This window comes from Martinezella sp. CNPSo 3964 (genome assembly GCF_057784375.1).
The window spans coordinates 1,279,097-1,301,534 of record NZ_JBXSOW010000001.1; the positions used below are offsets into that span (position 1 = coordinate 1,279,097).

Here is a 22,438-nt window from a genome sequence, read left to right on the forward strand (position 1 = left end):
GGCTCGCCGTCAAAACCAGAGATCGCGCACGCATCGCCCGTCGGAAGGCAGGTCTTCGAATGTGTCCAGGCCGTCGAAATGATCGATGGGCAGGTCGGCGACGAGATCCGGCGGTGCCAGCCGCAGGTTGACGGCCATGCGACGGCGGCCATCCTTCTGAAGCCGCAGGCCGCGCCAGCTCAAGACATTGGCGCAGGATGAGCAGAACAATATTTCGAGGGACGGCTGCTTTTCCGCGCGGGCATAGGAAGCCGTCGGTCCGGTCACGGAGACCCGCTCTCCTTCGTAATCATATGTCCATAGCGCGCCGTAGCGCCGGCAGAGGGTGCAATTGCATGCCGTGATCGAGCCTGGGTCGCCTTTGAGCGTCCAGCCCGTCTTGCCGCAATGACATGAGCCGATCAGCATGAGCGCCACTCCATTCCGCTGCCTGTCCGACGTGAGCATTCTGCCCCAGTCACGCAACGCGTGCAAATCTCCGTGTTAGAGATCGCTCATGGAAAGAACGCTCATCGGCAGCTTCGTTCAGCTTGCGAGAGCCAGCCCTCCGTAACGACTGACTTCGCTCTCGATCTCTGCAACGAGGGTATCGAGCGCGGGATTTCTCACCTTGCGTCCGCGACGCACCACATAGGCCAAATTAGGTGGCGCCGGCAGACCGTTGGTGACGATCTCCATATCGGGCTGCAAGTGGCGGCCGTTCAGCAACGCCACGCCCAAGCCCGAGTTCACGGCCGCGATGATGCCCGCCGCGCTCGCACATTCGAAGACGGTTTCCAGAACCACGCCGCCATCCTGCCCGATATCCAGCGCCCATCGGCGATAGAAGCATTCATCATCGAAAGAGAGGAAGGGGACCGGGCCGCCCGGCGACAGAGTCAGGTCCGGATGCTTGACCCAATGCAGCTGTTCGCGAAAGAGAACGACATCGGTCGGGCGGACCTCATGGGCGAAGACCTGGATAATGGCGGCGTCAAGCTCCCCTCGTTCCAGCATTGCCCGAAGGGTGAGGCTCATGCGTACCTTGGTGCGCACGGAGACATTCGGATGCAGGCGGCGGAACCGCCCCAAGATGCGGGCAAGGTCGGTGCAGGTCGTATCCTCGGTCAGGCCGAGAGCGACACGACCGGCAAGCGATGTCTTCGAGAGGCTCAGCAGCGCCTCGTCATGCAGGCCGAGGATGCGCCCGGCATAGTCAAGCAGATCCTCGCCGGCTGCGGTGAACATCGACGCTCCGGGCTTGCGACTCAGGAGATCGCAATCGAGGCTGGTCTCAAGCCGCTTGATCTTGTGGCTGACGGCGGATTGCGACAGGCCCAGCGCCTCGGCGGCGCGGGTGATACCGCCGTGGTGACGGATCGCCCACAGCGCACGCAGAGCATCGATTTCCAAGCGGCGGCTTGTCAATTCGGTCATGGCAAACTCGCTCCAGATTATAGTTCGGCGGAGAGAATGCATATTCCGGCAGCGTTAAGCAAATATTCATGAGTTTTTAGACTGAAATGTCATGCCTTGATCGATATTTGTCATGTGTCATCAAGCCGATACTCGCCTATGGCTGAACCGAGACGGACATGTAATCGAGAGTCTGATGACAGACCAAAGCCTATCCCGGACCGCGCCGAACGAACGCCGCTTTCTTTGGCCGCTAATGGCCGCGCTCCTGATCGTCAGCTGGAGTTCCGGTTTCATCGGCATTCGCTATGCCAGCCAGGAGGCCAGCGTCATGCTGGTGCTGTTCTGGCGCACGCTTCTATCCGGTTTGATTCTGCTGCCCTTTGCGCTTTCGATCGGGCCACGGCTGCGGCCGCGCGCGATAGCCGAACAGATGCTGTTCGGCGTGATGTCGGTCTTCCTCTATCTCGGCGGATTCGCACTCGCGATCGAGCAGCGGGTGCCGACGGGGCTGGTGGCGCTGATCTCGGACCTCTTGCCGCTGGCGATTGCAGCTCTCTCCCAACCGGTCCTCGGGGAGCGGCTGACTGGACGCCAATGGCTGGGAACGGCGATCGCAGTCGCAGGCGTGCTGATCGTATCGATCGATAGCCTCAGCTTCGGCGCAGCTCCCATCTGGGCCTATGGATTGACCGTCGGCTCGATGCTCGTCTTTGCCTTCGCATCGGTGCTGCACAAGCGGCGGCGCACGGGGCATTTGCCCGTTCACCAAAGCCTCTGCATCCATACGCTGACAGCCTCGGTGCTCTTCGGCATCTGCGCGATGATGCAGGGCGACATCGCACCGCCTCTGACCCGCGGCTTTGCGATCGGCATGATATGGCTGGTGCTGATCGCGACCTTCGCCGCCTATTCGGTCTATTACACCAGCCTGCGCCTCTTTCCTGTCGCGCAGGTCAGCGCGGCCATCTATCTCAGCCCGCCCGTGACCATGCTGTGGGCCTGGGCCTTGTTTTCCGAACCGCTGACAACGGCAATGTTCGCGGGATTGGCGGTGACGCTGGTAGGAGTTTGGCTGACATCCCGCAGATGAGGGGCGGATGCCTTCCGTTACGAAACGAAGACGGTCCAGCCAACGCCCAAAGCGGCGGACGCCAATAAGGTCGAGATCACCGACATCTTCAGGCGAAAGATCGCGATGGCGGCAAGCAAGGTCAACACCAACGAGGGCGATGAAAGCGAGGTCAAGACGGGCACGTCCATCGTCCAGGAACCATAGGTGAAGCTTGTAGTCTTGCCGAACAGCGCATGGAGCCCGAACCAAATCGCGAGATTGAGGATGACACCCACCACAGCCGCCGTTATCGCCGACATGGCTCCGGTCAGCGCGACATTGCCGCGCATCTTCTCGATAAACGGCGCGCCTGCGAAAATCCAAAGGAAGCTTGGCAGGAACGTGACCCATGTTGTCAGCACGGCAGCGAAGGTTGCTGCCGCAAGAGGCCCGAGGGTACCGGGATTGCGATAGCCCGCGAGGAACCCGACGAACTGCGTGACCATGATCAGTGGCCCAGGGGTCGTTTCCGCCATACCCAGACCGTCCAGCATCTCGCCAGGCCGCAGCCAGCCCAACTGCTGTACGGCCTGCTGCGCCACATATGCCAGCACGGCATAGGCGCCCCCAAAAGTCACGATTGCCATCTCGCTGAAGAATATCCCGATTTTGGAAAAGACGTTATCGGGACCGAGCGTAATCAGGAGGGCCGCAACCGGAATGAGCCACGCGGCCGCTAAGGCACCTGACGTCTTCAGAGACCAAGCGAGATTCGGTCGAGCGTGCAAAGGGATCTCCTCGCCAAGAACGGAGTCCCTATCCTCCAAAATCGTTCCGGAGCCCGATTTGTGTCCGCCACCTATCTTGAAGGCAGCGACCCCTCCGCGAGAGGCGAGGTAGCCGATAAGTCCGGCCCCAACGATAATGATCGGAAACGGAACGTGCAGGAAGAAGATCGCCACGAAAGCAGCCGCGGCCAATGCAACCATGGCCTTGTTTTTGAGGGCTCGGCTGCCGACGCGGAAGACGGCCTGGATTACGACCGCCAGTACGGCGCATTTGAGCCCGAAAAACATCCCTTCGACAAAGGTCAGGCTCCCGAACAGAACGTAGACATAACTGAGCGCGAGGATTGCCAGAAAGCCCGGCAGGACGAAAAGAATGCCTGCGATCATGCCGCCCAGCGTCCCGTTCAGCAGCCAGCCGATATAGATGGCAAGCTGATGCGCCTCCGGACCCGGCAACAGCATGCAGTAGTTGAGCGCATGGAGGAACCTGTGCTCTCCCACCCATTTCTTTTCATCGACGACGATACGGTGCATGACGGCGATCTGCCCAGCCGGTCCGCCGAAGCTCAAGGCGGCAACGCGGGTCCAGACCTTGATCGCCTCACGGAGGGGAACAACGTCCCGATCAGGCGTGCTTGATCGCGCGGCCGCGTTCTTGACGAGGTCGGTCATAGTTTCTCACACCTTCCTCGGGTTCGGCCAGTTGTGCGTTTCTTCCGTCGCGTCACGACACCAACGATAGAAGGCATCATAGAGCGTCATGCCGGCTTCCAATTGCTGCAGATCGTCATTGAACATCCGCGAAAGCCCGAGCGACGCCGCGAGCAGCCCGGAGACTTCAGGTGCAAGGTCGGGCCGGGCGGTATCGGCGCCCCGAACAATGGTTGCAAGATGAAGGAGAGGCTCGCTGCCGAGACCGAGCTCCTCAACCATGACATCGAAGGTGCATAGCTCGCCACGATGGCTCCAGAAGACATCCTCGATGTCGAATGGCGTCGCCTTGAAGCGATCGGCGACGGCCGACACTTCGGTTGCCGGAACGAACAGGAAGATCGCTGACGGATCGATGAAGCGCCGGATCAGCCATGGGCAAGCGATGCGATCGATCTTCGGCCGCGCCCTCGTTACCCACACGGTCCGGCCCTTGGCATCTCTGGAAGGCAGCTTTTCCTCGGCGACCAGCATGTACTTCGCGCTTCGCCATGCTTCGAATCCGCCTTCAAGGACCTCCGCCTCCTTTCCCAAGACACGCAGATGGGCAGCAACTCCGTGACCGAGTTTCTGTCCTTTCTGGCAGAGAACGATGGCTGGCCCAGCCAATTCATTCGCCCAGTCGGTTACCGTTCGGTAGTCGCGGCGGACCGAGCCGGGAATAAGACGGGGATCGGCGGCGAAGTCCTCTTCATTGCGAACGTCGATAATCGTCGGCAAATTGGGCGTGCCTATAATGCGATTCAGCTTGTCGGGTGTGATTTCCAGAAATGACGGCATGGCGCGTCCTCCGTTGGCTCGGGTTCAAGGACGCGATTCTTCGGCCGTAGCCTCGTGGGGTGATCGCAACCCCATGAATAATCATCTGCTTGACGTGATCCAAATGTCAAGCTGAATAACGCTTGTGGCACCAGGCAGACATTTTCTCAACGCCCTCAGTCCACTCACGGATTGCCCGCGACGTCGCGGTGCTGCGAAGTCCTGCGACAACGACGGGCTCGCCGCGCTAACCTTAAGCGCGGCGATTAAGTTCACTCGCCCCGCGCCTTCCCAGCCTTGCGGGCCGCCCTGGAATTCGGCTTTCCGCCCTTCGGCGGGCCGCTGTCATTCTTGGCGAAGCTCGGCTTACCAGGCTTTTTTGCCCAGGGCTTTTTGTCGGGCCGCTCGGAAACGCTGCCCTCGCCCGCATGCGTCCGTTCGGGCTTGCGATCGGATTTCCATTTGGGCTTTTGGCCGTCGTTCGAACGAGGTCCCTTGTCGGCGAAGGGTTTTTTCTTTGCGAAGCCGCCTTCCCGCTTGGCCTGGAAATCCGGCATGCCGGCGAGCTGCTTGACGCGGATGCCGCGCTCAAGGGTCTTGTCGGGGCCGATGGCCGTGAGGAAGCGCTCGGCACTATCAGGCGCAAGCTCGACGAAGGTTTCCTCGGGCTGCATCTTGATCGCGCCGATATCGCGCTTGGTCAGGTTGCCGTTGCGGCAGAGCATGGGGATCAGCCAGCGCGGCTCGGCATTCTGCTTGCGCCCCACGGAGAGCGATACCCAGATGCCGTCGGTAAAGTCGTTTCGTCCCGCGGAAGGGCCGTCGTCGCGGGGAGTAACCGGGAAATCGTCACGACGAGGTTTTCTGCGCTCACCTTCGGCCGGGACGTCCTGCAATTCCTCGGGCGCGGAATGGCCGGCGCGGTATTGCCGCAGGAATGCGGCGGCGACCTGCTCGGCACCATGGCGCTCCAGCAACTGCCGGACGATCGACTGTTCGTCTTCGCCAAGCGGACCGGCAAAGACCGGATCGGCGAGAAGACGCTCGTCGTCACGCTGGCTCACTTCCTCAGCGGAAGGCGGCTTTGCCCAAGTGGCACGGATCCGGGCGGCTTCCAGCAGGCGCTCGGTGCGACGGCGGGCGCTGAGCGGCACGATCATGGCGCTGACGCCCTTGTTGCCGGCGCGGCCCGTGCGGCCGCTGCGGTGCAGCAGCGTTTCCGGATTGGTCGGCAGATCGGCGTGAACGACCAGTTCCAGGCCCGGCAGGTCGATACCGCGGGCGGCGACGTCGGTTGCGATGCAGACGCGGGCGCGGCCGTCGCGCATGGCCTGCAGGGCGTGCGTACGCTCATTCTGGCTGAGTTCGCCCGAGAGAGCGACGACCGAAAAGCCACGATTGTTGAACCGCGCCGTCAGATGATTGACGGCAGCGCGCGTCGAGCAGAAGACGATGGCGTTGCGCGCTTCATAGTAGCGCAGCACGTTGATGATGGCGTTTTCCCTGTCGCTCGGCACCACGGTCAGCGCGCGATAATCGATATCGACATGCTGCTTGGTTTCGGAAGCGGTGGCGATACGGACGGCATCGCGCTGGTAGTTTTCCGCAAGCTTGGCGATCGAGCGCGGCACGGTCGCCGAAAACATCAGGGTACGGCGCTCGGAAGGTGCGGATTCCAGAATAAACTCGAGATCCTCGCGGAAGCCGAGATCGAGCATTTCGTCGGCCTCATCGAGGACGACGGCCCGAAGCTCGGAAATATCGAGCGAGTTGCGGCGGATGTGATCGCAGAGACGGCCCGGCGTGCCGACGACGATATGGGCGCCGCGCTCCAGGGTGCGTCGCTCCGTGCGCATGTCCATACCGCCGACACAGGAGGCAATCGTCGCGCCCGTCAGCGCATAGAGCCATTCCAGCTCGCGCTGCACCTGCAGCGCCAGTTCGCGCGTCGGGGCGATCGCCAGTGCCAGCGGCGCTTCGGCCGGGCCGAAACGCTCCGAGCCATCGAGCAGGCCTGGCGCCAGCGCCAGGCCGAAGGCAACCGTCTTGCCCGAGCCGGTCTGGGCCGAGACAAGCGCATCCTTGCCGGCGAGGCCCGGATCGAGCATGGCCTTCTGCACCGGCGTCAGCGTTTCGTAACCGCGCTTCGCCAAAGCCTGGGCAATCGCAGGAGCGATGCCTTCGAAATCAGTCATCATCTGTCTTTCGGAATTCTTCGCGCGCCAGCAGGCGGCGATCATCGTGGTTCGCACGTCGCGAACCTCTTCTTCAGGCGTGCACATACTTGCTCAATGCGGCAATGTACAGAGCGGACGCACCTTCACGCGGGACGAAACGAAAAAAAGGCAGCGAACCGCGCTGCCTTTGAAGTTTATGCTGTCGAAAGCAAGCTCGAGTCGGTGAACTTCATGTCTCGGGAGCCAAGGGCGGCTCCAATCCGCTCCTAGCTCATGCGAACGGTCTCAAGTTAGCCTTTACCTTTGACCAAGCTTTCTTAACGCGGGGTTACCAAAGGAGGGTCATCGTTTGCCCCTCAGTTTTAAGGCTCACCTTAACTTTTCAGCTCTTCCAGCCCTGCAAAGAGATTGAGCGCCTCCGGATTGGCGAGCGCTTCCTTGTTCTTGACCGGGCGGCCGTGCACCACCTCGCGCACCGCAAGCTCGACGATCTTGCCGGATTTCGTGCGGGGGATATCGGCAACGGCGATGATCTTGGCCGGCACATGGCGCGGCGAGGCACCAGTACGGATGCGGGTCTTCATTACCTTGACCAGATCCTCGGTCAAGGAGACACCGGCGGCAAGGCGAACGAAGAGTACGACGCGGACATCATCGTCCCAATCCTGACCGATGCAGAGCGCCTCCAGAACCTCAGGGATCTGCTCGACCTGATTGTAGATCTCAGCCGTGCCGATGCGTACGCCGCCGGGATTGAGCGTCGCGTCGGAGCGGCCGTGAATGACGAGGCCGCCATGCTCGGTCCATTCGGCGAAGTCTCCATGGCACCAGATATTGTCGAAGCGCTCGAAATAGGCGGCGCGATATTTGGCGCGCTCCGGATCGTTCCAGAACATGACCGGCATGGAGGGAAACGCCTTGGTGCAAACGAGCTCGCCTTTTTCACCGCGCACCGGCTTGCCCTCGTCGTTCCAGACGTCGACGGCAAGGCCGAGGCCAGCCCCCTGGATCTCGCCGCGCCACACCGGCTGCAGAGGATTGCCGAGCACGAAGCACGAAACGATATCGGTACCCCCGGAGATCGAAGCGAGCTGAATATCATCCTTGATACCCTCGTAAACGAAGGTGAAGCCCTCGGGCGACAGCGGAGAACCGGTCGAGGTCATCAGCCGCAGGCTCGAAAGATCATGCGAGGTCTTCGGCGTCAGGCCGCTCTTGTGGACGGCATCGATATATTTGGCCGAAGTGCCGAACAGCGCGAATTTCTCTTCCTGGGCATAGTCGAACAGGATGTTGCCGTCGGGAGCGAAAGGCGATCCGTCGTAGAGGCAAAGCGTTGCGCCGGCGGCAAGGCCGGTCACCAGCCAGTTCCACATCATCCAGCCGCAGGTGGTGAAGTAGAAGACCTTCTCGCCGGGCACGACGCCGCAATGGAGGCGATGCTCCTTGATGAGCTGCAGCAGCGCTCCGCCAGTGGAATGCACGATGCATTTCGGGACGCCCGTGGTGCCGGAGGAAAACAGGATGAACAGCGGATGGGAGAAGGAGACAGGCTCGAACTCGACCGCTTTCGCCCCGAAGGGTGCGACCAGATCATTGAGGGTTCGCGCGCCCGGCGTTGCCGCCACGACCGCCTCGGCATTGCCGGCATAGGGCACGATGATGGTAGGCGCTTTCAGGCGCTCGGCGATTGCGCTGACTTTCGCGGTGATATCCTGTAGCTTGCCGCCATACCAATAGCCGCTGCAGACGATGAAGAGTTTCGGCTCGATCTGGCCGAAGCGATCCATGACGCCCTGCTCGCCGAAATCCGGAGAGCATGAAGACCAGATCGCGCCGAGCGACGCTGCGGCAAGCATGCAGGCGATGGTTTCGGGCATGTTCGGCATCATCGCCGCCACGCGGTCTCCTTTGCCGATGCCTTCGGCGCGGTAGGCCTGCTGCAGCCGCGAGACCATCGCGGCCAGCCGGTCCCATGACCAGCGATCGCGCACCTTGTCTTCGCCCCAGAACACCAAGGCATCGCCCTCGCCGCTCCGCGAGAGCAGGTTTTCGGCGAAGTTCAGCTCGGCATCGGGAAAGAAGCGGGCATCCAGCATGACATCGCCATGGATCAGCGCCCGTTCACCGCGCTTGCCCTTTACATCGCAGAAATCCCAGACTGCCGACCAGAAGTTTTCGCGGTCGGCGATGGACCAGGCGTGGAGGCCGGCAAAGTCGGACAGCGGGAGGCCGAAACGGCGGTTGCATTCCTGCATGAAAGCGAACATCGGACTCTGGCGACGAAATGCTTCCGATGGTGTCCAGAGCGGCTGCTGATCTTGCATATTTCTCTCCCCGCTTTTCGCACTATATAGCAATGCTGCAGCGCATTAATAAAATCACGGTGTTGTGGGTATTGCCAGTGCGTGACGTTTGCATCCGACAAACATTTCCTATATCCGGCAAACTCAGGCAGATTATCCCTATCAGTTCAAGAGTCTCCACGGGATCATGAGAGCTTCGAAAAACAATAAGTGGCGGTTGACGATGCGTTCGGCCTCGCGCTGGCTGCCTGCCGTTGCTCGCACGACCGGCATCATTCTTCTCACGATCCTCATCGTGTTCGCTGTCTTCAGAGCGACCGCGCCTTTCCTGATTTCCAGCGGCCTGGTGCGCTCCGGCATCGAGAAGGCGCTGTCGGACTGGACTGGATATCGAGCCCAGATCGAGGGCGACCCGACGCTCGAATTCTGGCCGACACCGCGTGTGACGCTCAATCAGGTCACCATCCGCGAACCGTCGAAGAACGGCAAGGTCCTCGGCCATGTCGACAGCCTTTCCGCGGACTTCTCTCTGTGGTCGGCGATCCGCGGGCACGCGCATTTTCACGAATTCCATTTCCTGCGCCCGATCCTCTACATCCGCCGCGACGAGAACGGCCTGATCGACTGGACGAACGAAGGCCGTCTGTCCAAGGCGATCGAGCAGGCCGAGACCTCATCCGGTCAGGGCATGCGGATGAGCAAGGAACAGGATGCCGCCATCGGCATGCTGACCATCGAGGACGGAAGCGTCGAAATGACCGACGAGCGCAGCGGCAGCATCTACAAGCTGAATGCCGTCAATGCCGACATCGCCTGGCCGCGGCTTTCCCAGTCGCTGAGCGCCGTCATTCTTGCCCGCTTCAACGACCAGGACATCAAGCTGAATTTCGACTCGGCGCAGCCCCTGCTCTTCTTCGCCGGCAAGAATGTAAACACCACGACCAGCTTCGTTTCGCCGCTGATCAACTGGACCTACACAGGCATCACCAGCATATCGGATTTTTCGGCACTTTCGGGCAATCTGGATCTGAGCGTGCCGAACGTGCCTTCCTTCATCGCCTGGAGCGGGCAGCGCCTGCCGGCCGCCGATGCCCTCAAGAATATCTCGCTGAGCGCCAATATCGCAGCAATCGACAATGGCCTGCGCTTCAACAATCTCAGCTTCAAGATCAATGATTCCGCAGCTTCCGGCATCATGGACCTGAACTATACGAAAGCTGGCAAACCGAAGATTTCCGGTACGCTTGCCTTCGACCAGATGAACCTCAATCCGTTCCTGGCCGCCTTCTCCATGCGTCTGGCGGCCGAAACCGCCATCGATGCGCTATTGAACGGCAATCCGCTGCAGCGGCTCGACCTCGATATGCGGCTCTCGTCGAACAAGGCGGCTCTCGGTCCCTTCCAGTTCGAGAATATCGGCGCCAGCCTTCTCGTGGCCGGCGGCAAGGCGAAGTTCGACATAGGCGACAGCAGCTTCGAAAACGGTTCGCTGACCGCGCATCTGGAGGTCGCACCGGGCGACTTCGACGGCGGCGGCAAATTGCAGATATCGATCCGCAACGCCGATTTCGGCGGCCTCTTCACACGCCTAAAGCTGATAGGCCCGCTGCCGATGCCCTCATCGGCGTCGCTGGATCTTTCGCTCAGCACCTCGAAGCCGATCTGGGTTGCCACGCTCAGCGACGTTGCCGGCACGCTGCACTTCACCTCGTCGGCGGGGTCGTTTCGTCAATTCGATATCTCGACCTTCCGGACGCTCGCCACCGAGAAGGCCTTCTTCCGGATGAGCGACATCGCCGATTCTTCTTTCGACTTCGACAGCATCAATGTGGATGCAAGTTTTGCGAAAGGCTCCGCCGAGGTACAGAACGCGGCCATTGCGGGACGCAACGAAACGATCAGCTTCAACGGGGTCGTTCCATTCCGCACCAACGGACTGGCCCTCTCCGGCGCGATCGAGGCGACCTCACCCTCCGACGCCGATGAGCTGCCGATGCTGCCCTTCTTCATCGGCGGCAGCTGGCCCAATCCGGTAATTTCGCCGGTCGCAACACTTCTGCAAAAACCGATACAGCAGCCATAGTTCTTCCGGGAACCGCCGTTCAGCCGCAGCGCTTCAAGCTGCGGCTGCCGCCTGCTCGTCCCTCTGCCGCTGGACCTCGCGACGCTTCGTCACGATGGACGCGCAGATGACGCCGACGGCGACCACGCCGATCAGGATCGTGCAGATGGCATTGATTTCCGGCGTAACGCCGAGCTTCACCTGGCTGTAGATCAGCATCGGCAACGTCTTGGCGCCGGCGCCCGAGGCGAAGGTCGCAATCACCAGATCATCGAGCGACAAGGTGAGTGCGAGCACCCAACCGGAAAAGACGGCTGGCGCGATGATCGGCAGCGTCACCTCGAAGAAGGTGCGCACCGGCGGCGCTCCGAGATCCATGGCCGCCTCCTCGATCGAGCGATCGAAGGTCAAGAGGCGGGATTGCACGACGACGGCGACGAAGCACATGGTCAGCGTGGTATGCGCCATGACGATGGTCCAGAACCCGCGGTCGACGCCTGAGGTGACGAAGAGCAGCAGCAGCGACAGACCGGTGATGACGTCAGGCATGACGAGTGGCGCATAGATCATGCCCGAAAACAGGATGCGGCCGCGGAAGCGCGTATAGCGAACCAGCGTGATTGCCGCGAAGGTGCCGAGCACGGTGGCGATCGTCGCCGAGAGCAGCGCGATGCGCACGGTCAGCCAGGCGGCGTTCAGCATGGTGTCGTTGCTGAAGAGATGCACGTACCATTGCGTCGAGAAGCCGCCCCAGACGGTGACGAGGCGCGAGCTGTTGAAGGAGTAGATCACCAGCAGCAGGATCGGCAGGTAAAGGAAGGCGAGACCGAGCGTGACGGAGACGATGTTGAAGCGAGACCAGCGGATCATCGGTTATCTCCCCTTCTCATCGGCTTTGGCCTGGAAATGCTGGAAAAAGACGATCGGGACCACGAGAACAAGAAGCAGGATGGTCGCCACCGCCGAGGCCAGCGGCCAGTCGGTATTGCTGTAGAATTCCGTCCAGAGCACCTTGCCGATCATCAGGGTTTGCGACCCGCCGAGCAGATCGGGGATGACGAATTCGCCGACGGCCGGGATGAAGACCAGCATGCAGCCGGCGACGATGCCGGGAATCGAGAGCGGAAAGGTGACGCGCCAAAAGGCGCCGATCGGCGTACAGCCGAGATCCTGCGCCGCCTCGATCAGCGTGCCGTCCATCTTTTCCAGCGACGAATAAAGCGGCAGCACCATGAAAGGCAGGTAGGAATAGACCATGCCGATATAGACGGCGGTATTGGTGTTCAGGATGACGAGCGGCTCGTGGATGATGCCGAGCCCCATCAGCAGCTGGTTCAGGAGGCCCGTCGTGCTCAGGATCGACATCCAGGAATAGACGCGAATCAGAAAGCTCGTCCAGAAGGGCAGGATGACCAGCATCAGAAGCGTCGGCCGAATCGTGCGCGGCGCCTGCGCCATGCCGTAGGCGATCGGATAGGCGATGATAAGCGTCAGAAGCGTCGAGATGCCGGCGATCTGCAGGCTCTCGATATAGGCGTTCATGTAAAGGGGGTCGCCGGTCAGCCATACGTAGTTGTCGAACGACATGGTCTGCAGTTTGTCCCACCAGTCGCCGAAGCTGTCGCTCCAGGCAAAGGACGGGTCATAGGGGGGCACCGACAACGCCTTCGTCGACAGAGAAATGCGGAAGACGATGAGGAAGGGCGCGAGAAAGAAGAGCAGCAACCAGGCATAGGGAACGATGATGACGAGGCGCTGATAGATAGAGGAACCGAGCGCTCTCATGGTCAATCCTTCAGCAAGACGCCGGCATTTTCGTCGAAGGAGACCCAGACGTCCTGGTCGTAGGCGAAGGGCTCTTCCACGGCGCGAACCGCATTCAGCGACGATGCCTTGACCACCTGCCCGCTCTTCAGTTTGACATGGAAGACGGTCATGTCGCCGAGATAGGCAATATCCCATATTTCGCCTTCGGCGGCATTGACCGAGGCATTGGCCGGCGGGCGCGGCGATACCCTGAGCTTCTCCGGACGGATGGCGAGGCTGGCGCGGCTTCCCGCCGACGGCGTCTCGCCGGAAGCGGAACGCACCGTGAAGCCGGCATCGACCGATATCTCGACAATGCCCGATTGCGCCGACGTCACATTGCCGTCGAGGATGTTCACATCGCCGATAAAGTCGGCAACGAAGCGGCAGTTGGGCGCCTCGTAGATCTCGGCCGGCGTTGCCACCTGCACCACCTTGCCGTGGCTCATGACCGCGATACGGTCGGCCATGGTCATCGCCTCTTCCTGGTCGTGGGTCACGACGACGAAGGTCAGCCCCAGGCTTTGCTGCAGATCCATGAGTTCGAACTGCGTCTCTTCGCGCAGCTTCTTGTCGAGCGCGCCAAGGGGTTCGTCGAGCAGCAGCACCTTCGGGCGCTTGGCAAGCGAGCGGGCGAGCGCCACGCGCTGACGCTGGCCGCCGGAAAGCTGGTTGGGCTTGCGCTTGGCAAACTGTTCGAGCTTCACGAGCTTCAGCATCTGCCCGACGCGATCGTCGATCTCGGCCTTCGGCATGCCGTCCTGGCGCAGGCCGAAGGCTATGTTCTTCTCCACCGACATATGTGGAAACAGCGCATAGGACTGGAACATCATATTGACGGGGCGGCGATAGGGCGGCGTGCCGGCAAGATCCTGGCCATCGAGCACGATCTCGCCGGTCGTCGGCTGTTCAAAGCCTGCGAGCATGCGCAAAAGCGTGGACTTGCCACAGCCCGATGCGCCGAGAAGGGCAAAGAATTCGCGGTTGTAGATATTCAGGGAGAGGTCGTCGACGGCGGTAAAATCACCGAACTTCTTCGTCACATTCTTGAAGGAAATGTAAGGCTTGGCCGAAGGATCGGTCCAAGGAGCAAAGGAACGCCGGATATTACCGAGTGACTTCATTATCTATCCCCAAATGGACGCCCGAATGGGCTTTCCGAAAGCATTTCCGCATTCCCCACGGAAAACCGCTGCGCACTTTTCCCGGAAATACGTTGGCGCCCGGCTCTTCCCCTTCCCGGCGCGCTCGTGATTCCTAACCTTACCCTCATAAGGAAAGGCCCGGACGTTGCCGTCCGGGCCGCTTCGAATTATTGGCCTGTCGTGACCTTTGTCCACAACCGCGTCGCCACGCGCTGCGTTTTTGCGTCCCAAGGTGTCAGTGTGTACAACTTCTCGCGGACCGCATCGGTCGGATAGACGGCCGGATCTTCCAGCACGTCCTTGCTCACGAACTGCTGCGATGCCTTGTTGCCGTTGGCATAGGCGGTGAAATTGCTCGCCTTGGCGATGACTTCCGGCTTCATGATGTAGTTGAGGAAAATATGCGCCTCTTCGACATGCGGCGCATCAGCGGGGATCGCCATGACGTCGAACCACATCTGCGCGCCCTTCGTCGGGATCGAATAGCTGATGTTGACGCCGTTCTTGGCTTCGGTCGCGCGATTGCGGGCCTGCAGCACATCACCGGAATAGCCGAAGGCGATGCAGATATCGCCATTGGCGAGCGCATTGATGTATTCGGAGGAGTGAAACTTGCGCACGAAGGGCCGGATCGACGTCAAAAGCTCTTCGGCCTTCTTGAAGTCTTCCTGCTTGGTCGAATTCGGGTCGAGGCCCAGATAGCGCAGCGCGGCCGGGATGACATCCGTCGGCGAATCCAGCACATAGATGCCGCAATCCTTGAACTTGGCTGCCACCGCGGGATCAAAGATCACGTTGATATCGGGTGCCTCGTCGGTGCCGAGGATCTGCTTCACCTTGTCGACGTTGTAGCCGACGCCGCTGGTGCCCCACATATAGTCGATGGCGTATTGATTGCCGGGGTCGTAGGTCGCGATGCGCTGCTGCACCGTATCCCACATGTTGGAGATATTCGGCAGCTTGGACTTGTCGAGCTTCTGAAAGACGCCGGCCTTGATCTGGCGTTGCAGGAAGTAGGCCGTCGGGACGACGATGTCATAACCGGTCTTGCCGGCCAGCAGCTTGGTTTCCAGCGTCTCGTTCTGGTCGAAGGTGTCATAGACGACCTTGATGCCGGTTTCCTTGGTGAAATCCGCCAGGATCGAATTGTCGATGTAATCCGACCAGTTGTAGATGTTGACGACCTTGTCTTCTGCCTGAGCGACCGTCGCCAGCGAAACGACCGCGAAAGCCGTTGCTGCAAGCCGTGCGAACATGGACTTCATAGTCTCTCCTGTTTTGTTCAAGGGCATCGAGGCGATACCCAACCCTCTGTTTTTCCCGTTAGACTAGAAAGGAAATCGGAAGGCGACAAGGGAAAAAGCAAGTCAGCACGAGCTTTAGCCGTTTTATCCGAAAACGACCGATCGCCTCGCAAAACGGCCCTCACCAGGAGCCAATGCCGTTCGCACGCAATTGTGAACTCAAGGCCTGCTTCGCGCGTGAATGCGGAAACCGGCTTTGCTAACATCGAGCAGTTCTCTTCCGCGAACATTTTCAAACCTGTTTCGCCATCCAGCCCAGCGGGCAAACTCAAACCCATCATCGGGGATTCATCATGCAGTATCAGAAATTCGGGAATACCGGTCTCAGCGTCTCGCGCCTGTGCCTGGGCACAATGACCTTCGGCCTGCAGATCGAGCAGGAAGACATCGCCCATGCCATTCTCGACAAGGCGACCGATGCCGGCGTCAACTTCATCGACACTGCCGACGTCTATCCGCTTGGCGGCGGCGAGCAGCTTGCCGGCCGCACCGAAGAGATCGTCGGGCGCTGGCTGAAGGGCAAGCGTGACCGCTTCATCGTCGCGACCAAGGCCGTTGGAAAAGTTGGTCCGTCTCCCTGGGACCAGGGCGCATCGCGAAAGCACCTTCTCGATGCTATCGACGCTTCGCTGCGGCGTCTCGGCACTGACTATGTCGACCTCTATCAATTGCATTCGGACGATCGCGAAACACCGATCGACGAGACGCTGGAGGCGCTCGATGTCATCGTGCGGTCGGGCAGGGCCCGCTATGTCGGCGTATCGAACTTCCTCGCCTACCGGCTGGCATTGGCGCTCGGCCGGGCCGATTTTCTGCGCAGCGCCCGCTTCGTCTCGGTGCAGCCGCGCTACAATCTCCTGTTCCGTCAAATCGAGCGCGAACTGCTGCCGCTTGCCGAAGAACAACGCATCGCCGTCATCCCCTACAACCCGATCGCCGGCGGTCTCCTTACCGGCAAGCACAAGCATGACCAGGCGCCGACCGAAGGCCGCTTCAGCGCGCAGCTGCGCGGCGCCGGCACCAACTATCTGCAGCGCTACTGGCACGAGCGCGAATTTGCGACGATCGAGAAGCTGCGCGGTATCGCCGAAGAAGCCGGCCAGTCGCTCACAAAGCTCGCCGTCGCCTGGGTGGCGGCCAATCCGGTCATCACCTCGGCCATCATCGGCGCAAGCCGTCCCGATCAATTGACGGACACACTCGCGGCCATCGATCTCAAGCTCGATCCGGAGCTGAAGGCGAAGCTTGACGACGCTACCGTCGAATATCGCTGGGGCGACGCGGCTCGCTGAACAAGCGCGAGCCGGCGGTAAACTGCCGCCGGTCCTTTCACAGATAGGTTGGGCGCTTGCCGGCAAAGAGCTCGGCATGGCTTTTCAACAGCTTGGCCATGCGGTCGACCACGGTGCGGATTTCCCGGCGATGGCGGTCGGCATTGTTCATGACGATCCATTGCCGGTGGCGCAGCTCCGAGATTTCCTCGCCCACCCGCTCCAGCCGCGGTTCCTGATCGCCAACGAAGCAGGGGAGCACGGCAATGCCGGATCCGGCGAGCACCAGATCGTACAGTGAGCGGGGGCGGCTGACGGTAAAAGCGATTTCCTCGCGCTTGTTCTGGTGTGGCCAGCGCAGATAGGCCGAGATCGCCTCCTCCTCCGCCACCGCGATCCAGCGCGGCGGGCCGGAAAAGCGCATGTTGCGCGCCTGATAGGCGGCATAGGCGACATCACCGGTCTTGATCGCCGCGAGATTGGTCTCCTCCGGCTCGAAGGCGCGGATACCGATATCGCTTTCGCGATGGGCAAGGCTGGCGCGGCGCTCGCCGAGATGCAGGTCGATGCGGAACCCATCCCGCTCGGAGCAGATCGTCGGCATGTTCTGGCTGAGCAGCCAGCCGACCCATGTGCCAGCCGCGATACGGACGATCGAAGCGCCTTGGGCATCGCGTTGCCAGCTATCGACCTTGCGGGCGGCGGCTTCCATCTCCAGCAGCTGATCGAACAAGGCCTGACCGTCGCCCGTCAGTGCATAGCCCGCCTGGCTGCGCTCGAACAGCGGGCGTCCGATCTGCCCTTCCAGTTCCAGCATTCGCCGGCCGATCGTTGCCGGGCTCAAGCCGCTGGAAGCGACGGCGCCGGTCAAGCCGCCACCGCGGGCGACATCGAGAAAAAGCCTATAGGAATCCCAGGTCGTGTTTTTCATAATTGAAAAACATAAGGCAAAAACGGCTGTTTATAAAGAAAATTCTGATGTGTAGTTGAAGGGATGCCTCACAGGAAGGAGACATCTCATGACAGAAAGCATGGCTCTGGCGAAAGCCATAGAAATACAAAGCCTGGCGCGCGAAGAACAATGGCGCCACAACGAGGACCTGTTCTATCTCGACTATGGGATCGAGCCACCGCGCCTCTTCATATGGATCGGACGGATGTTTGCGGCTTTGAACACCCTTTACAAAGCAATGAAAAAGGCGGACCAGCCGGAAATCGGCCAATCCGCCTGCGATAGCAATGATTACTGCGGTCAGGCCGCCTGCTCGCGCATGTAGCCTCCGTTGTAGCCCGCCTCGATCTTGAACTGCAGAATGAGGTGCAGCAGGGCATCGGCTTCGCCGGCGAGTTCTCGGCTCGCCGCCGTCGTCTCTTCCACCATGCCGGCGTTCTGCTGGGTCATCTGGTCCATGTGGTTGACCGAGGAATTGACCTCCTGCAGGGCGCTGGCCTGATCGTGGCTGGCGCGGGCAATCATTTCCACATGTTGGCTGATCGTCACGATCTGGCTGCTGATCTGCGCGAGGACCGAGCCGGCCTCCTGCACGAACTGCGAACCGGAATTGACCTCCTCGGTCGACTTGTTGATGAGCCCCTTGATTTCCTTGGCGGCAGCGGCCGAGCGCTGTGCGAGTTCGCGCACTTCCATGGCGACAACGGCAAACCCCTTGCCGGCCTCGCCGGCGCGAGCGGCTTCGATACCGGCATTGAGCGCCAGAAGGTTGGTCTGGAAGGCGATCTCGTCGATGACGCCGATGATCTGCTCGATCTTGCGGGATGCATCTTCGATGCGCGTCATCGCGTCGATGGCGTTGCCGACAACGACGGAACTGTCATCGGCGCTACGCTTGGCTTCGCGCACGATCGCATCCGCATCCTTGGCGCGTTCGGCGGATGAACGAACGGTTACCGTGATCTCGTCGACGGCCGCGGCGGTCTGTTCGAGAGAGGCAGCCTGCTGCTCAGTGCGCTTCGACAGATCCTCGGCGGAAGCCGCCATCTGCGCGCCGTTGCTCTGGATCATCTCGACATTGCTGCGGACCTGGCTCAGCGTCTGCTGCAGGCGAGACAGCGAACTGTTGAAATCCTGACGGAGCTGCTCGAGGCGGCCGATGAAAGGCGTCTCAATCGTTGCCGAGATATCGCCCTGGGCAAGACGCTCCAGACCAGCAGCAAGCTCGCTGACGGCATAGTCGATCTGACGGTCGAGTTCGCGCTTTTCGGCATCGTTGCGCTGGCGCTCATGCTCCGCAGCAGCGCGCTCCTCATCGCTCTGTTCCTCGATGCGGATCTTCGAGATGGCGTTTTCCTTGAAGATGCCGAGGGCTCTCGCCATGTCGCCGATTTCGTCGCGGCGCTGTTCGCCGGAGATCGAAGTCTCCAGCATGCCGTCGGCAATGCGGCGCATGGCAGCGGTGATCTGGCCGATCGGGCGCTGCAGGGTCAGAACGAGCGCGATGCCGCCGGCAACCGAGAGAATAATGCCAAGTGCAGTCGCCAGGATGGATATGGAATTTGCCTGGTTGCGCTCGCTGCCGGCGCTCTGCTTCTGCGTCTCGGCGAAGGCGGTCAACTGACCCCAGACCTGATCGAGCTGCTGGCGGGCGCTGGCATATTCGCCGATCCGCTGGTTGATCGTATCGACAAGCTTGCCGCCGGCGTCATCCATGGATTTGATGGCGGGACGAATGGCCGTGTCGATGTCGCCGGCAAAATCCATGCTCTTGGCGCTCTGGTTCAGCGTATCGATATCGCCGCCGAGCTTGGAAACTTCCTGGCGCAGACGGACGAGATTGTCCTTGTTCGTATTGGCGTTGAAATCGGCCAAAACGAGCTGCAGCGAATAGATCGAGTCTTCAAGGCGGCGCGTATCCTGCAGGACCGAATTCGTCTGCGCGACGCGGGCATCGAGGGACACGAAGGTCGTGGTCGCCTGGCGCATCATCTGCGTCGCCGCCAGCTGCGTATAGGTCGAGGTCTGGCGGAAGCGCGAGAGCAGCCGGCTGATGTTGGCAACGGTATCGTCCGTCGGCACATCGGTGCTTTCGGTGAAGGCCGCAAGATCCTTGATCGTGCCCACCAGCGACTGGACGACGCTCTTCTGGTTCTGTGGCAATGCGAGATCGATGGAGCGCTGCGCCTTGTTCAGATCCGTCAAACGATCCTTGAGAAGCTTGACCTTGTCGGCCGGGGTCGCTGCCTTGTTAAAGTCTTCCGCGACGGAACTCAGCATATCGCCGCCCTTCAGCAGGCGGTCGGCGGAGCGCAGCGTGGAGGTCGCGTCCGCCTGATCCTGGCGCATCCGGTCTTCCAGCTGCTGGCTGTTGAAATTGACGTTGAAACGGGCACTGATCAAAGCGCGCTGCGCGTCGTCGATCGTCTTGCGGAGCGAGAGTTCCTGTTCGTGCAGCGACCACAGCCTGCCGACAAGATTGGACATGTCAGCGGTCTTTGCTATCGCGTCAGTCAGATTGTCGCGACCGTCCGCATCTGCGCCGAGCTGGCCGAGAGTGGCATTCAGTACGCTCTGCTGCGACTTGATGTCCTCATAGAGCTTGTCGCGCTGCTGTGCGTTGGTGATGCGCAGGAAGTCATCCATCGAACCATAGAGGTTCTTGAACCCGGTCAGGGACTGCAGGACGCTGTTGGAGATCTCCATGCGGCCCTGAAGCAGACCCGACGCATAAAGCCCGGTGAGGCCTACGGCGGAAATGCTGATGACGAACGGCAGGACGAATATCAGAACCTTCGTCTTGATGTTGAAACGCGACAATATCTTGTCAATGAACATTTTGGCCCAGACCTCTCACACACCGCTCCCCCGTCGACGCCGCCTCGGCGCTGACCGGATGTATAACCATCGTTCTTGAAATATCTGCAGGCGGGGTTCCCGAGTATAAGTCAGGAAGCAATCATTGCTTCGGCTCTAGCTTGCAGTAGAGCACCCCAAGAAATCGATTGGGATTGTCGGTGTGATTAATTAATTTTCAGATAAGGGTGTAGTGTGACCCGCAACATACAATCAAACGCTGAAAAGCGGATGACGATACCTATTCCTTTGCGCGAGCCAAGGCCGCCGCTTCGCGGCGGCGAAGGACAATGAAAGCGGCCGAGATCAGAAGCCGCGTACAGTAAGGTAGGCGATGCAAGCGGCTGTCACGCCGGTCGCCAACATCAACAGTCTTGCCGCCAAAAGCTTGGCGTTGTCACGGGTCTGAGCGATTGCAATGGCGCGAGCGCGACGCTGTGTTCTGTTCATGAGTATATTCCCATTTTCGCACTGACACGATAACCGGCAAATGGTGTGTTCGGCAACTGCCAATGTATTCACTAATAATGTAGGAAAGGAAAACGCGAGAAACAGAGGCGGGTTCCATTTTCTCAGGGCGCCGGCAAGCCCCTGAAATGGCAGTTCAAGCGGCCTCGCCGGCCACATGGCCCGATGCCCAAGCCCATTGGAAATTGTAGCCGCCGAGCCAGCCGGTCACGTCGACGCATTCGCCGATGAAGAATAGGCCGGGAATGCTCTTTGCCTGCATCGTCCGCGAATCGAGGCAAGCCGTGTCGATACCACCGAGCGTCACCTCGGCGGTACGATAGCCTTCCGAGCCCGATGGCTTGACGGACCAGGCCTGCATGGCTGCCGCGAGCTGCTGCAGGCGCTTGTCGGATAGATCGGCCATGTTGCCGGAGATGCCTTCGCTCTCGACGACATGCTGCGCCAGCCGCTTCGGCAGGATTTCCGCAAGCGCCGTCTGCGCCGATTGCCGACCATTCGCGTGCTTTGCCTTTTTGAGCAGCGCGAGGATATCGATATCAGGTTCGATCACCACCGTGATGTCTTCCCCTTCGCGCCAATAGGAGGAAATCTGCAGGATGGCCGGACCGCTGAGGCCGCGATGGGTAAAGAGCAGCGCTTCGCGGAAGGATGTCTTGCCATGGCGGATCTCGGCGGGCGCGGCAATGCCCGAAAGCGGCGCGAGGCGCTGCAGCAATTGCGGATCAAGCGTCAGAGGTACGAGACCCGGACGCGTTTCGACCAAAGGCAAGCCGAACTGCTCGGCTATGCGGTAGGCAAAACCCGTTGCGCCCATCTTGGGGATCGACTTGCCGCCCGTGGCGACGACCAGCGAGGATGCTTCGAAAGCGCCTTCGGACGTGCTGACGCGATAGCCGCCGGCACTTTGCTCGATGTCGCCGATCTCCGTACGCAATCGCAGCTGCGCGCCGGCTGCCCGCATCTCGTCCATCAGCATGCGGATGATGTCCTTGGCGCTATCATCGCAGAAGAGCTGGCCGAGCGTCTTCTCGTGCCACGCGATGCCGTGGCGCTCGACCATGGCAATGAAATCCTGAGGCGTGAAGCGGGCGAGCGCCGATTTGGCGAAATGCGGATTGGTGGACAGGAAGTTCTTCGGGCCGGCATGGATGTTGGTGAAATTGCAGCGGCCGCCGCCGGAGATTCGGATCTTCTCGCCCGGCGCTGCGGCATGATCGAGCACAAGGACGGACCGTCCGCGCTGGCCGGCGCGGATGGCGCACATCATGCCCGCCGCACCCGCACCGAGGACGATCACATCATATCTGCCAGCCACGCTTCAGCCCTTCATTCTTCGCCGCGCTCTCTCGTCATTTTTCCATCATACGGCGAAAGTCCGAGC

Annotated in this window: 18 protein-coding genes; 4 read left to right on the forward strand and 14 right to left on the reverse strand. The window is 60.7% G+C overall.

Annotated features, from left to right (window positions below):
- Positions 1-9: 9 nt before the first annotated feature.
- Positions 10-408 (reverse strand): GFA family protein, encoded by a 399-nt coding sequence (locus AC13Q5_RS06285; RefSeq protein ID WP_488501119.1) that lies wholly within the window; start codon positions 406-408, stop codon positions 10-12.
- Between the two features lie 117 nt (positions 409-525).
- Entirely contained in the window at positions 526-1,416 is an 891-nt protein-coding gene (locus AC13Q5_RS06290; RefSeq protein WP_457877696.1) for a LysR family transcriptional regulator, read from the reverse strand.
- A 175-nt stretch (positions 1,417-1,591) separates the two neighbouring features.
- On the opposite strand from AC13Q5_RS06290, the gene AC13Q5_RS06295 reads away from it, so the two are divergent.
- The gene (locus AC13Q5_RS06295) at positions 1,592-2,488 is read left to right on the forward strand and encodes a DMT family transporter (protein WP_075855712.1); all 897 of its coding nucleotides are present in this window, start codon (positions 1,592-1,594) and stop codon (positions 2,486-2,488) included.
- A 17-nt stretch (positions 2,489-2,505) separates the two neighbouring features.
- Here the strand turns inward: AC13Q5_RS06295 and chrA are convergent, their stop codons facing one another.
- The 4 genes from chrA to AC13Q5_RS06315 form a co-directional block, all read right to left on the reverse strand.
- Positions 2,506-3,909, reverse strand: coding sequence for a chromate efflux transporter (gene chrA, locus AC13Q5_RS06300; protein WP_488501120.1), 1,404 nt, complete (start codon positions 3,907-3,909; stop codon positions 2,506-2,508).
- Between the two features lie 6 nt (positions 3,910-3,915).
- The gene (locus AC13Q5_RS06305; protein WP_488501121.1) at positions 3,916-4,728 is read right to left on the reverse strand and encodes a chromate resistance protein ChrB domain-containing protein; all 813 of its coding nucleotides are present in this window, start codon (positions 4,726-4,728) and stop codon (positions 3,916-3,918) included.
- A gap of 251 nt (positions 4,729-4,979) precedes the next feature.
- A complete protein-coding gene (locus AC13Q5_RS06310; protein WP_488501176.1) occupies positions 4,980-6,902 on the reverse strand; it encodes a DEAD/DEAH box helicase in 1,923 nt (640 codons plus the stop codon).
- A gap of 356 nt (positions 6,903-7,258) precedes the next feature.
- Entirely contained in the window at positions 7,259-9,211 is a 1,953-nt protein-coding gene (locus tag AC13Q5_RS06315) for an acetoacetate--CoA ligase (RefSeq protein WP_488501122.1), read from the reverse strand.
- A gap of 166 nt (positions 9,212-9,377) precedes the next feature.
- Between AC13Q5_RS06315 and AC13Q5_RS06320 the strand changes: the two genes are divergently transcribed.
- Entirely contained in the window at positions 9,378-11,273 is a 1,896-nt protein-coding gene (locus AC13Q5_RS06320; protein ID WP_075855753.1) for an AsmA family protein, read from the forward strand.
- A gap of 33 nt (positions 11,274-11,306) precedes the next feature.
- Here the strand turns inward: AC13Q5_RS06320 and AC13Q5_RS06325 are convergent, their stop codons facing one another.
- The 4 genes from AC13Q5_RS06325 to AC13Q5_RS06340 form a co-directional block, all read right to left on the reverse strand.
- The gene (locus tag AC13Q5_RS06325) at positions 11,307-12,122 is read right to left on the reverse strand and encodes an ABC transporter permease subunit (RefSeq protein ID WP_075855716.1); all 816 of its coding nucleotides are present in this window, start codon (positions 12,120-12,122) and stop codon (positions 11,307-11,309) included.
- Positions 12,123-12,125: 3 nt separating this feature from the next.
- Positions 12,126-13,037, reverse strand: coding sequence for an ABC transporter permease subunit (locus AC13Q5_RS06330; protein WP_075855717.1), 912 nt, complete (start codon positions 13,035-13,037; stop codon positions 12,126-12,128).
- A gap of 2 nt (positions 13,038-13,039) precedes the next feature.
- Positions 13,040-14,182 (reverse strand): ABC transporter ATP-binding protein, encoded by a 1,143-nt coding sequence (locus AC13Q5_RS06335; protein ID WP_075855718.1) that lies wholly within the window; start codon positions 14,180-14,182, stop codon positions 13,040-13,042.
- Positions 14,183-14,370: 188 nt separating this feature from the next.
- On the reverse strand, positions 14,371-15,459 hold the full coding sequence (locus tag AC13Q5_RS06340) for a polyamine ABC transporter substrate-binding protein (protein ID WP_488501177.1): 1,089 nt from the start codon (positions 15,457-15,459) through the stop codon (positions 14,371-14,373).
- Positions 15,460-15,800: 341 nt separating this feature from the next.
- On the opposite strand from AC13Q5_RS06340, the gene AC13Q5_RS06345 reads away from it, so the two are divergent.
- Entirely contained in the window at positions 15,801-16,799 is a 999-nt protein-coding gene (locus AC13Q5_RS06345) for an aldo/keto reductase (RefSeq protein WP_488501123.1), read from the forward strand.
- Positions 16,800-16,836: 37 nt separating this feature from the next.
- Here the strand turns inward: AC13Q5_RS06345 and AC13Q5_RS06350 are convergent, their stop codons facing one another.
- Positions 16,837-17,709 (reverse strand): LysR family transcriptional regulator, encoded by an 873-nt coding sequence (locus AC13Q5_RS06350; protein WP_075855721.1) that lies wholly within the window; start codon positions 17,707-17,709, stop codon positions 16,837-16,839.
- Between the two features lie 100 nt (positions 17,710-17,809).
- Between AC13Q5_RS06350 and AC13Q5_RS06355 the strand changes: the two genes are divergently transcribed.
- Complete coding sequence (locus AC13Q5_RS06355; protein ID WP_488501124.1) at positions 17,810-18,055, forward strand: hypothetical protein; 246 nt, start codon at positions 17,810-17,812, stop codon at positions 18,053-18,055.
- On the opposite strand, the gene AC13Q5_RS06360 is transcribed toward AC13Q5_RS06355, so the two are convergent.
- From AC13Q5_RS06360 to AC13Q5_RS06370, 3 genes are all read right to left on the reverse strand, one after another.
- Entirely contained in the window at positions 18,031-20,568 is a 2,538-nt protein-coding gene (locus AC13Q5_RS06360) for a methyl-accepting chemotaxis protein (protein ID WP_488501125.1), read from the reverse strand. The genes AC13Q5_RS06355 and AC13Q5_RS06360 overlap by 25 nt on opposite strands.
- A gap of 324 nt (positions 20,569-20,892) precedes the next feature.
- The gene (locus AC13Q5_RS06365) at positions 20,893-21,036 is read right to left on the reverse strand and encodes a hypothetical protein (RefSeq protein ID WP_167376544.1); all 144 of its coding nucleotides are present in this window, start codon (positions 21,034-21,036) and stop codon (positions 20,893-20,895) included.
- A 154-nt stretch (positions 21,037-21,190) separates the two neighbouring features.
- Positions 21,191-22,372, reverse strand: a complete 1,182-nt coding sequence (locus AC13Q5_RS06370; protein WP_488501126.1) for a BaiN/RdsA family NAD(P)/FAD-dependent oxidoreductase — start codon at positions 22,370-22,372, stop codon at positions 21,191-21,193.
- Positions 22,373-22,438: the final 66 nt, after the last annotated feature.